The sequence below is a fragment of the Pelagibius sp. genome, assembly GCF_028281305.1.
Taxonomy (GTDB): domain Bacteria; phylum Pseudomonadota; class Alphaproteobacteria; order Kiloniellales; family Kiloniellaceae; genus Pelagibius.
Window position 1 is genome coordinate 1 of record NZ_JANQKD010000055.1, and the last position, 11,666, is coordinate 11,666.

An 11,666-nucleotide genomic window follows, 5' to 3' on the forward strand; every position below is an offset into this window, starting at 1 on the left:
GAGCTGATCTCCGAAGGCAATGTCGGCATGATGCAGGCGGTCAAGCGCTTCGATCCGGATCGCGGGTTCCGCCTGGCCACCTACGCCATGTGGTGGATCCGCGCAGCGATCCAGGAATACATCCTGCATTCCTGGTCGCTTGTGAAGATGGGCACCACGGCGTCGCAGAAGAAGCTGTTTTTCAATCTGCGCAAGCTCAAGGGCCAGCTGAAAGCGATGGAGGAAGGCGACCTTCATCCCGAGAACGTCTCGAAGATCGCCGAGACCCTTGGCGTGCCGGAGCAGGACGTGGTGTCCATGAACCGCCGTCTGGCGGCGCCGGACCATTCGCTGAACGCCCCCCTGCGCATCGACGGCGACGGCGAATGGCAGGACTGGCTGGTGGATGACACCGAAGACCAGGAAAGCCAGCTCGCCGAGTCCGAAGAGCTTGGCAAGCGCCGCGCGCTGCTGAAGGCCGCCATGGCCAACCTCAACGACCGCGAGCGCAGGATCCTGGAGGAACGCCGGCTGAAGGACAATCCGACCACCCTGGAAGATCTCTCGCAGGAGTACGGGATCAGCCGGGAACGGGTGCGCCAGATCGAGGTGCGGGCGTTCGAAAAGCTGCAGCGGGCGATCCGCAACGCGGCCATCGAGGAGCGGCTGGCGATCAGCTGATCGCCCCGCCCCTTACCCACGCCGCCGGCCCGGTCCGCAGGTTCCAGCGCTCAGCGCGGGAAGTCGGCCTCGACGATCTCCGCTTCGGGGGTGTCCGCAGTTTCAGACGCCAAGCCGGCCTCGCCTTCCCCGTCATCGCCGTCCAGAGGGATCAGGGCCATCCCGTCGGCCACGGCGTGGCCCCACTCGTCGATCAGGGCCTTCTGCTGGCGGGCCAGGCTCTTGATCCGGCTCTCCGTCGTCATCTTGAAGTAGCTGCCGACCAGGCCGGGCATCAGGGCAAAGATCACCCAGCCCAGCATCGCCGCGCCGTAGGCGACCGCCCAGACGAAGACATCCGTGAGCAGAAGCATTGCCGCGTCGTGACTCTGCCCGCGCGACCAAAGATCGATGATCGCGGGCAGGGTTCCGCTGAAGTTCAGCAGGCCGACGGTAATGGCCAGATGTTTTTCGGCCGAGCGGTCGGTCATGTAGGCAACCCAGGTCGGGGCCATCATGGTTGCAACGACCAGCGTGGTCGGCAGCAGAAGAGCGGCAAAGGGGAACAGCAGGATGAGGACGAGCACCTTGACCCAAGGCTTCAGGCCCACCTGGCGCGTCCGCACGACCTTGCGTGATTTGGTTGCCTGTGCCATCGCCCGCTGGTCCTAGAACACCGATACCAGGGTGATGCCAAGCACGGCCACAGCGGCGATCACAGAAGACACGATGCTGGAGGTTTCCCGGGCGTGGTGCTTCACGATGGCCGGTGACGTCATGCCGCCACCGCGCAGCCAGTTGGCCTGCTCGACAAGCGCCGCGAACTCCGCCTTGGCATTCAGGAAACCCTGCTCGTCGGCCTCGCGCCGCCGCTGATCGTCGACCAGGCTCAGGAGCGTCGTCAGGTTGCCTTGGGCGGCGAGCTGACGCGCCATCTCGATCATCTGATCGCGCCGTGTGCGGTTGTGGAACCCTTCGATAACCGGCTGTAGAAGAGACGCGCACCAGGCCGCCAGATAAGGCGTCTTCATCGGTCCGACGGCCCTTTGAACATCTGCCAGCAGGCGCAGGACCCCCAAATGGAAAACCGCCGGGTCGTCCGCGGTGCCCAGTTCGCTGAGAGCCTGATCGATCGAAGCCTTGGTCTTGGCCGCGACGAAGCCGGCGATGTGCGGGTCGACCGGCGGGCGCTCCGTCTTGCCTTCTCGCGCCACACGCTCCAGCGCCGGCAGCAGGTCTTCCAGTTCGGCAACATAGTCCTGCTTCAACAAGGGGCTTTGGCAGGGCCAGTTCGGATTGCTGGCGTAGAGGGCCCGCTCCGCACCCTGGCCGATCCGTGGCTTGGCCATCGTGAAGGCGGCGGTATCGAAGATCCGCCGCAGCATCGACAGCTCCGGCCGCATTGCCGGCTGGTTTTCGATCCAGATCTGAGGCAGGCGCTGGGCAAAGATCTCAGCAAAGGTCTGCCGCTTTTCATCGCTGTGGTAGTTCACCGCAAAGGCCTGCGCCAGACCGTCGATGCGTACGGCAATATCGCGGTAACGCAGCGGTGCGTGCTCGTCGAGCGCCATCAGGACGCGGGCCAGCAAGCGGTCTTCGCCAGCGACCCGTCCGGTGGCGGAGCTGAAAGCGGCTTGTGTCGACTGACGCACCGCTTCTGCGCGGGCGTCGTCGCCCAGAGAGCGGCGCACCCAGCTTTCCAGGTCGTTCTTGCGGATCACCATGAGCGCCTCGGGCCACGACCGCGCCAAGGCGTGGGAGAGGGCCGGCGCGTTCAGGTATTCCTGATCGCCGAACTGGAATGCGCGCGCGGCCTTCTGCGGCAGCAACGCCTGCTTCGGGCTCAGGTGCCGGCCGTTCATCCACATGTTCAGGTCTTCGTAACGCCAGCGCTGCTCCGCATCGTCGCAGAGCAGGCCGCGCAAAACCTCCACCATGGGCAGCGACAGCCGGGCATCGCGCACCAGAGCGGCATAGGAGCCCTTGGTGATCTTGGCTTCGACCACCTCGTCCTGGCTCAGGCCTGCAACCGGGTTGCCACCGCACAGCAGCGTCAGAATGGTGACCCCGAGCGCGTAGAAGTCGTCAGGCGGCATCCCCGCGCCGCGCCCTTCCGGCATCGCCATCGAGCCGTCGATAGGCTCGTAATAGTAGGGCTGGTTCATCGCCGGGGGGGCACTGAAGCACTCGCCGACAACAACACTCTCGCGGCTGGGATCGGAGAAGAAGATGTTGTCGGCCCGGATCGAGCGATGCGTCAGGATGCGGTCGCTCAGTTCCTTGAACAGCGGCATCAGGGGTTGCATCATCGTCCGGACGACCCGGTCTTCGCGCCAGGGCTCAATGGTCGCATCGGCGGAGGGCAGCACCCGCTCGCCGCCGGGTTGCTCAAAGACGATGACAAAGCGGCGGGCCCGGGCCGGCGGCCAGTCGACGACGCCGCTGCGCAGCGGGATCGACATCGGCAGGCGGCGGAATCGCGAAAACTGGGCCAGCACGTCGGTCCGCGCGGCGATGTCCTGACGGCAGATCAGAGCATAGAGCGACTTCGGCGCGCCGCGCTCGTCGGACACGGCATAGGCCTTGACCCCTGGCGTGCCGAGCTCGGGCAGCGGCATATCCGGGTGCAGCCGAAAGCGATCGCCCAGCATGACCATGCCGTTGTCGAAGGCGCCGTCATGCCGGTGATCCGGCCCTCTTTCCTCCTCCTGAGCGCTCATACCTGCCGTTAACCTTTTGGCGCATGGGGATACGCCGTTTCAACCGGAAACCGGCTGCAAAGGTACGCGGGATAAGGCAAAGAGAACGTTAAGACCCGGGCAGCCAAAGCCTGCGGCCGCCCGGAAATTCAGGCCCCGGGACCTTGCGGTGCAGGGCGGGGCAGCACGGGGCCGCCCAGGTCAGTCGGCAAAGGGATCGCGGACCAGGATGGTGTCCTCGCGCTCCGGCGAGGTGGAGAGCAGGGCGACGGGCACCTCGATCAACTCCTCCAGGCGGCGTATGTACTTCACCGCCGCCGCCGGCAGATCAGCCCAGGACCGGGCCCCGCGGGTGCTCTCGGCCCAACCGGGAATCGTCTCGTAGACCGGGGTCACGCGCGCCTGGCGCGACTGCAGGGCCGGCAGATGACTGCGCTGTTCGCCGTCGATCTCGTAGCCGACGCAGACCTTCAGTTCCTCCATGCCATCCAGCACGTCCAGCTTGGTCAGCGCGATGCCTGTGATCCCGCCGATCTTGGCGGCCTGGCGCACCATGACGGCGTCGAACCAGCCGCAACGCCGCTTGCGGCCGGTGACGACCCCGAACTCGTGCCCGCGCTCGCCCAGCAGCTCGCCGATCTCGTCCTCGAGCTCGGTCGGAAAGGGGCCGGAGCCGACGCGGGTGGTATAGGCCTTGGTGATACCCAGCACAAAGTCGATGGTATCGGGGCCGGTGCCGGAACCGGAAGCGGCCTGTCCCGCCATGGTGTTGGATGAGGTGACGAAGGGATAGGTGCCGTGATCCACGTCCAGCATCGCCCCCTGCGCGCCCTCGAAAAGGATCCGCTGGCCGGAGCGTTTGGCGGCGTCCAGGCGCTGCCAGACCCGGTCGGCGAAGGGCAGGATGCGCGGGGCCAGCGCAAGCAGGCCTTCGACCACCTCGTCCGCCGTGAACTCCGGCTGGCCGAGGCCGCGCAGCAGCGCATTGTTGTGCAGCAGCAGGCCATCGACACGCTGGCGCAGCAGGTCTGGATCGGCCAGGTCGCAGAAGCGCACGGCACGGCGCCCCGCCTTGTCCTCATAGGCCGGGCCGATGCCCCGTCCCGTCGTGCCCAGCTTGCCTTCGCCGCGGGCCGCCTCGCGCGCGCGGTCGACGGCGCCGTGCATGGGCAGGATGAGGGACGCGCCCTCGGCGATCTTCAAACGCTCCGGCGTCACCTCGACGCCCTGGGCGCGCAGGCGGTCGATCTCCTCCACCAGCGCCCAGGGGTCGATCACCACGCCGTTGCCGATGATCGAGAGCTTGTTGGAACGGACGACGCCGGAGGGCAGCAGAGAGAGCTTGTAGACCTCGTTGCCCACCACCAGCGTGTGGCCGGCGTTGTGGCCGCCCTGGAAGCGCACCACCACGTCGGCGCGCTCCGACAGCCAGTCCACAATCTTCCCCTTCCCTTCGTCGCCCCATTGGGAGCCGACGACGACGACATTCGCCATGGCTTCTCAGTCCTTCGCTTCGCTCTCTAGTCGTTCGCTGGTTCCAACGCCACGGCCGCGTCGCCGTGCAGCACGTGGCTGCAGCCGAGCCGCCGTGCTTCGTCTTCCGCCTGCTCCGCCTGGGACAGGCCTGCCAGGGTCTCCCAGCCTTCGCGGCGCAGATCGCGCGCCTTGGCGACGGCGGTGCCGAAAGGCAGGTAGATCCGCCTTTGGCGCTGCGGACCCGGGACCGCCCGGAGCACCGTGTCCATGAACAGCGTGAAGCCGGTGGAGGGCTCCTGCACGCCGTTCGGACCGGCCGCCTGATAGCGCCCGCCGCGGCCGAGCTCGCCGCGCACGCCCTTGGCGAAGAGAATGAAGCTGATGCCGGTCTGGTACTCAAAGCCTCTGTGCTCGACGGGATCGACCGTCACGCGCGCATCCGGCGCGGCGGCCTGGATAAGCGAAAGCACCGTATCGAGGCGCCTCACCTCTTGCGCCGCGGCAGGCGGCAGGTCGAGCGCCTTCAAGGCCGCCAGGGCACTTTCCGCCGGGCCGGCCGAGCGCAGCAATGCATGGAACAGCTCCGCCTGGGCGCCGGCCAGGGCGGTGACGGCGGCTGCATCCTTGCGGTCCAGAGCCATGCGCAGATCGCCCACCTGCGCCTCCCCCAGCCCCAGGTCCGCCGCCAGCGAGCCGACCAGGGGCGGCAGGTTGAGGTCGACCGAAAGGCCCGCGACACCGGCTGCGTCCAGGGCTTCGATCGCCAGCAGCACAACCTCGGCGTCCGCCGCCTCGGCGGCGGCACCGATCAGCTCGGCACCGGCCTGTGCGAACTGCCGTTCCGGGCGCAGTTGACTGCCGCGCACCTGCAGGACCTGGCCGCCGTAGCAAAGCCGCAGGGGGCGCGGCGTGTTCTTCAGGCGTGTCGCCGCGATGCGCGCCACCTGGGGGGTCATGTCGGCACGCAGCCCCATCATGCGCTGGCTCACCGGGTCCATCAGGCGGAAGGTCTGGCCGGCCAGCGCGGCGCCGGGGCCGGTCAGCAGCGCCTCCTCGAACTCCAGTAGCGGCGGCTTCACCCGGTCGTAGCCCTGGGCACGAAACGCGGCCACGAGGCGTTCGAGGACCTGGGACTCGTGGGCGGCAAGCGGGGCCAGCACGTCCTGGAGGCCGGCCGGCAGAAGGCCTTTGTCGGCAGTATCTGTCATGGCGTCAGATCTTCGGGGAGCTGCGATCCGGATGCTGGGCGTCTATCCGGAAGCGGGCAGAGGCTCGATCAGCCGGAGGCAGGCCCGCTTCCGCTCTCTGGTAACAGCCTGCGGCGCGGCGGGCAAACGGAAATCCGCCCACAGGCACGGCGGCGGGGGCGCGGGGAACGGCGTAACGCCCTGAATTCACACGTTTTCGCAGGCTGGCTGCCGGCCGCCCGGGCCGATAGACTGCGCGGGCTTCAGCGACAGCGAGGGACCTTCCCGGAATCTTGTTCAGGCGATTTCTCAAACCGGCCAGCCTGGCCGCAGCCAGCAGCGGTCTGGACCGCTATCTCGGGCTGCTCATCCTGGCCGCCGCCGCGGCGCTGCTGGCCGGCTGGCTGCTGCCGGTGATGACCGTGCGCACGCTGCTGGTTTTCTACGACGAGGTCTCCATCCTCACCGGCGCCTACCGGCTGCTCGAAGGCGGCGACTATCTGATCTTCCTGGTCATCGTGGTCTTCACCGTCGTGCTGCCGGTCGGCAAGCTGGTGCTGGCCTATCTCGCCTGGGCCTGGCTGCGGGTAGAAGACCCGCGCGTGCGGCGCACGCTGCGGGCGATCGAGGCACTGGGGCGCTGGTCGATGCTGGATGTCTTCGTCGCCGCCATTCTGGTGGTGGTGATTAAGCTTTCGCTGATCTCAGACGTCGAGATTCATGCCGGCCTCTATGTGTTCATGGCCGCGGTCATCCTTTCCATGATTGCGGTGCGCCGCATCGCGATCCTGGCCCACCGCAAGCTGGAGACGCCCGGCGGCTAGGGCCGCAAGCCAGAGGACAGCGGTTGCGGCGGAAACGGGCCCGCCCTGGCTCTATAGGGCCAGCCCATCTGGCTCTTGGGTCCAGACTGGCCGCTGTCGTATATCCTGCGGGTGCCCGAAAGGGCCAAAGTCTGCGGTTCTCAGTGGCTGAGACCGCCGCAGCCAGATGAGATCAGTTCAGGAAGAACCAACCCAGAAGCAAGGGGTGAGATGCGATGAAAATGACCACCGAAGAGGCCTTCGTAAAAGTCCTCCAGATGCACGGCATCGAGCATGGCTTCGGCATCATCGGCTCGGCGTTCATGCCGATCTCCGACCTCTTCCCCAAGGCCGGCATTACCTTCTGGGATGTGGCGCACGAGACCAACGGCGGGCTGATCTGCGACGGCTACACCCGCGCCACCGGCAAGATGGCCATGGCCATCGCCCAGAACGGCCCGGGTGTGACCGGTTTCGTCACCGCCATCAAGACCGCTTACTGGAACCACACGCCGATGCTGCTGGTCACCCCGCAGGCGGCCAACAAGACCATCGGCCAGGGCGGCTTCCAGGAAGTCGACCAGATGCCGATGTTCCGCGAGATGGTCTGCTACCAGGAAGAGGTGCGCGATGCCTCGCGCATCGCCGAGGTGCTGAACCGGGTCATCGAAAAAGCCTGGCGCGGCTCCGCTCCGGCGCAGATCAACGTGCCGCGCGACTACTGGACCCAGGTCATCGACGTCGAACTGCCGCAGATCGTCCGCCTGGAGCGCCCTGCCGGCGGCACGCGCGCCATTGCCGAGGCGGCCAAGCTGCTCTCCGAGGCGAAGTTCCCGGTCATCCTGAACGGCGCCGGCGTCGTGCTGGCCGGAGCCATTCCCGCCTCCCAGGCGCTGGCCGAGCGCCTCGACGCGCCGGTCTGCTGCGGCTATCAGCACAACGATGCCTTCCCCGGCTCGCACCCGCTCTTCGCCGGGCCGCTGGGCTACAACGGCTCCAAGGCGGGCATGGAACTGATCGCCAAGGCCGACGTGGTGCTGGCGCTGGGCACACGGCTCAACCCCTTCTCGACGCTGCCCGGCTACGGCATCGACTACTGGCCGAAGGACGCCAAGATCATCCAGGTCGACATCAACGCCGACCGCATCGGCCTGACCAAGAAGGTGACCGTCGGCATCCAGGGCGACGCCAGACTGGTGGCAGAGCAGTTGCTGGAACAGCTCAGCCCGGAGGCCGGCAATGCCGACCGCGAGGCGCGCAAGGCCACCATCCACCAGACCAAGTCGGCCTGGCTGCAGGCGCTCTCCTCCATGGACCACGAGGACGATGACCCCGGCACCACCTGGAACGAGCGCGCCCGCAACCGCGATGCCGACCGCATGTCGCCGCGCCAGGCCTGGCGGGCGATCCAGGCGGGCCTGCCGAAGGAGGCCATCATCTCCTCCGACATCGGCAACAACTGCGCCATCGGCAACGCCTATCCGACCTTCGAGCAGGGCCGTAAATACCTGGCGCCGGGCCTCTTCGGCCCCTGCGGCTACGGTTTCCCTTCGATCATCGGCGCCAAGATCGGCTGCCCGGACGTGCCGGTGGTGGGTTTTGCCGGCGACGGCGCCTTCGGCATCTCCATGAACGAGATGTCCTCCATCGGACGCGAGGAATGGCCCGCCATCACCATGGTGGTCTTCCGCAACTATCAGTGGGGCGCCGAGAAGCGCAACACGACGCTGTGGTACGACGACAACTTCGTCGGCACCGAACTCGACCCGCACCTGAGCTATGCCAAGGTTGCCGAGGGCTGCGGCCTGAAGGGCGTCACCGTGACCACCCAACAGGACCTGACCGAAGCGCTGGCGACAGCCTGCAAGGCGCAGGATGACGGCGTGACCACCTTCATCGAGGTGATCCTCAATCAGGAACTGGGCGAGCCCTTCCGCCGTGACGCCATGAAGAAGCCTGTGGAAGTGGCCGGCATCAGCCGCGACGACATGCGCCCGCAGCAGCCGCTGTAATCGGGCGCATAAGGCGCCCAACTTCTGCCGGCGGGGCCTGGGGCCTGTCCTGCCCTTGCCTTGTCGGCCGCTATTCTTCCTCTTCTAGATCGACACCAAAAACCTCTTTGCAAAGGTTCTTGGCGAAGTCCTTGCTGAGCGAGATTTCGGCATCGGACATCATGGCAGCACCGATGAAGCCGCCCCAGGAGAAGCTGTTCTCCAGGTAATAGGCACCGGTCTGGTCCCCGTTGGCCAGATTGACGAACTCGGCACGCCCTTCCAGTTCAATCTCGTCGCCCAGGAAGATCGACTTACCGACATCCTGCTCTTCGAAGTCGGTGACCGCCACGTCCAGCCGGTGATCGACGTCGCCGTCCGCGCAGCGCTGCATGGCCTTCTCGAGTTGTTCCTTCAACGCGGCCTCGAGGGCCGGGTTGGGCTTCGGCGTTTCCATGGTGACCGCGACAGAGGTGACCCGGATGGCATCAATATCGGCCTCGGAGGCGGCCTTGATGCTGGAAACATCGGAAGCCGCACAGGCAGAAAGGGCGAGCACAGCAAACGCGGCTGGAAAACGGAGGAATCCTGAAGTCTTCATGAGCAGCACCGATCAGTCTTTCAATCATTGATGGAATTCATCCAACAATGGTTGCACTTCAAAGGCAAGTGGCGATCGCGCCTTTTGCTCATGAAAGTGCTGCTTCCAAACGGCAGGGAGGCTTTGGATAACCTGCGCCCATCGGCGCAGCGCCGGGCTGCCGCGCTAGCGGTACAGCCGCAGTTCGCGGCCGCCGCTCAAGGGGATTGCGACGCCGTCGAGGCCGTTGCCGTCCATGTCTTCCAGGCGGAAGTCGCCGACGATCCGGTGGTCCAGCGGAAGGACGGCGCGTTCGCGCAGTTCCCCGTCGACAAAGCCCATGACGCGCAGCGCGCGGCGGCCGGCATCGGGCAGCAGGATTTCCGGCAGCCCGTCCTCGTCGGCATCGAGAATGGCGGAGAGGCCGAGGGCTCGGGAGCCGATGAAGTGGTTGGAGAAGCCGTAGGCCTCTGCCTCCTGCACCAGCCGGCCCCCCTGCAGGGAAAGGATACGCAGCACGCCGCCGATGTGCGGCGTCTCCACATAGGCGACCTCCGGCACGCCGTCGCCGTCGAAGTCGGCAACGCCGACGGGGTTCAGCCAGCGATAGGTGGTGAGCCGCTCGGGGCCCTTCGCGACCAAGCGCAGTGCCCCGTCAACAACGCCGTAGGCCGTCAGCATGCCGCCGCTGCCTTGCGAGGACCGCACCACCAGGATCTCCTGCAGCCCGTCGCCATCGAGGTCGACAAGCCGCGGCTGCAGGTCTTCGAAGACCTGATCCTCCGGCAAGGAGAGGGTAAGGCTGACGCCGTCCGCGAGACGCACCAGCAGACCGCCTGCCTCGATGCCGTCGCCGAGCACCGCGTGGCCGTAACGCTCCGTCGGCTCGGTCAGCCAGACCTCGGCGATCGCTCCCTCTCCGAGCGCCGGGTGGCCGTCGGGCAGCGCATTGTCCGGCCGCGCCACGGCACGCAGTTCGATGGTCATCTCGCGCTGGGCCTCGGTGACCAGGGGGCGAAAGCCGAGCGCCTCCAGGCCCTCGGCCTGAACCGGTCCGGCCGCCGCGAGGCCGGCTGCGAGGACGAGCGAGAGGGCGCGCACGGCCGCTTTAAAACACCAGCGCTTCGGCCTGCTTGGTGTGCGGCAGAGAGCGCACCTTCCGCAGGATGCCGGGGTCGATGGGCGCGTCCAGCTCCAGCAGCGCGATGGCGTCCTGGCCCTGCGCGGCGCGGCCGAGATGGAAGCTGGCGATGTTCACCCCGGCATCGCCCAGTGTCGTGCCCAGCGCGCCGATGAAACCCGGCTTGTCCTCGTTGGTGATGTAGAGCATGTGCGGGGTGATGGAGGCCTCGACAGCGATGCCCTTGATCTCGACGAGGCGCGGCTTGTCGCCGCCGAAGAGCGTGCCGGCCACACAGCGCTCGCCACGCTCCGTCGTCACCGTCAGGCGGATCAGCGTCTGGTAGTCGCAGTCGCGCTCGTGCTTCACCTCGGCCACGTCGATGTCGCGCTCGCGCGCCACGATGGGCGCGTTGACCATGTTCACGTTGTCCAGCATCGGCCGCAGCATGCCGCAGAGCGCCACCTGGGTGAGCGGCCGCGTGTTCAAGTGCGCCACATGGCCTTCGTACTCGATGCGCGCATCCTTCAGGCCGGTGCGGGTGAGCTGCCCGGCGAAGGAGCCGAGCTGTTCGGCGAGCTGCATGTAGGGGCCCAGGCGCTTGGCCTCCTCCGCCGTCAGGGAGGGCATGTTGAGCGCGTTGGTGATGGCCCCGGTCATCAGGTAGTCGGCCATCTGCTCGGCGACCTGCAGGGCCACCTTCTCCTGCGCTTCCGCCGTCGAGGCGCCGAGGTGCGGCGTCGCCACCACCTGGTCCATGCCGAAGAGGGGATTCTCCCTGGCCGGTTCCTCGGTGAAGACGTCAAGCGCCGCGCCGGCGACGTGGCCCGACTCGATGGCGTCTTTCAGGTCGGCTTCCACCACCAGGCCGCCGCGCGCGCAGTTGACGATGCGCACGCCGGGCTTGGTCTTCGCCAGTGCCGCGGCGTCAATGATGCCCCGGGTCTGGTCGGTCATCGGCACGTGCAGGGTGATGATGTCGGCCCGTGCCAGCAGCTCGTCCAGTTCGACCTTTTCGATGTCCAGATCCTCGGCGCGGTCGGGCGAGAGGAAGGGGTCGTAGGCGATGACGCGCATGCGCAGGCCCTGGGCCCGCTCGACCACGATGGAGCCGATGTTGCCGCAGCCGATGACCCCCAGCACCTTGCCGGTCAGCTCGGTGCCCATGAAG

10 protein-coding genes are annotated in these 11,666 nt (G+C 67.0%); 3 read left to right on the forward strand and 7 right to left on the reverse strand.

Annotated elements, in window-relative coordinates; genetic code table 11:
* On the forward strand, positions 1–660 hold a 660-nt coding region (locus tag Q0982_RS12320), incomplete at its 5' end, for an RNA polymerase factor sigma-32 (protein ID WP_299395913.1).
* Positions 661–710: 50 nt separating this feature from the next.
* Here the strand turns inward: Q0982_RS12320 and Q0982_RS12325 are convergent.
* The 4 genes from Q0982_RS12325 to Q0982_RS12340 form a co-directional block, all read right to left on the reverse strand.
* Positions 711–1,295, reverse strand: a complete 585-nt coding sequence (locus Q0982_RS12325; protein ID WP_299395916.1) for a hypothetical protein — start codon at positions 1,293–1,295, stop codon at positions 711–713.
* 12 nt (positions 1,296–1,307) lie between these two features.
* On the reverse strand, positions 1,308–3,359 hold the full coding sequence (locus Q0982_RS12330; protein ID WP_299395918.1) for a hypothetical protein: 2,052 nt from the start codon (positions 3,357–3,359) through the stop codon (positions 1,308–1,310).
* A 180-nt stretch (positions 3,360–3,539) separates the two neighbouring features.
* Positions 3,540–4,832, reverse strand: a complete 1,293-nt coding sequence (locus Q0982_RS12335) for an adenylosuccinate synthase (RefSeq protein WP_299395921.1) — start codon at positions 4,830–4,832, stop codon at positions 3,540–3,542.
* 26 nt (positions 4,833–4,858) lie between these two features.
* The gene (locus Q0982_RS12340; protein ID WP_299395924.1) at positions 4,859–6,022 is read right to left on the reverse strand and encodes an ATP phosphoribosyltransferase regulatory subunit; all 1,164 of its coding nucleotides are present in this window, start codon (positions 6,020–6,022) and stop codon (positions 4,859–4,861) included.
* 272 nt (positions 6,023–6,294) lie between these two features.
* Here Q0982_RS12340 and Q0982_RS12345 point away from each other — a divergent pair, with 272 nt between their 5' ends.
* Together Q0982_RS12345 and xsc are read left to right on the forward strand one after the other, a co-directional pair.
* Entirely contained in the window at positions 6,295–6,825 is a 531-nt protein-coding gene (locus Q0982_RS12345) for a paraquat-inducible protein A (RefSeq protein ID WP_299395925.1), read from the forward strand.
* Positions 6,826–7,040: 215 nt separating this feature from the next.
* A complete protein-coding gene (gene xsc, locus Q0982_RS12350) occupies positions 7,041–8,816 on the forward strand; it encodes a sulfoacetaldehyde acetyltransferase (protein WP_299395928.1) in 1,776 nt (591 codons plus the stop codon).
* A gap of 70 nt (positions 8,817–8,886) precedes the next feature.
* Here xsc and Q0982_RS12355 read toward each other — a convergent pair whose 3' ends face one another.
* The 3 genes from Q0982_RS12355 to serA all read right to left on the reverse strand — a co-directional run.
* Entirely contained in the window at positions 8,887–9,405 is a 519-nt protein-coding gene (locus tag Q0982_RS12355) for a hypothetical protein (RefSeq protein WP_299395930.1), read from the reverse strand.
* Between the two features lie 156 nt (positions 9,406–9,561).
* A complete protein-coding gene (locus Q0982_RS12360) occupies positions 9,562–10,476 on the reverse strand; it encodes a VCBS repeat-containing protein (RefSeq protein ID WP_299395933.1) in 915 nt (304 codons plus the stop codon).
* Between the two features lie 7 nt (positions 10,477–10,483).
* On the reverse strand, positions 10,484–11,666 hold a 1,183-nt coding region (serA, locus tag Q0982_RS12365), incomplete at its 5' end, for a phosphoglycerate dehydrogenase (protein ID WP_299395936.1).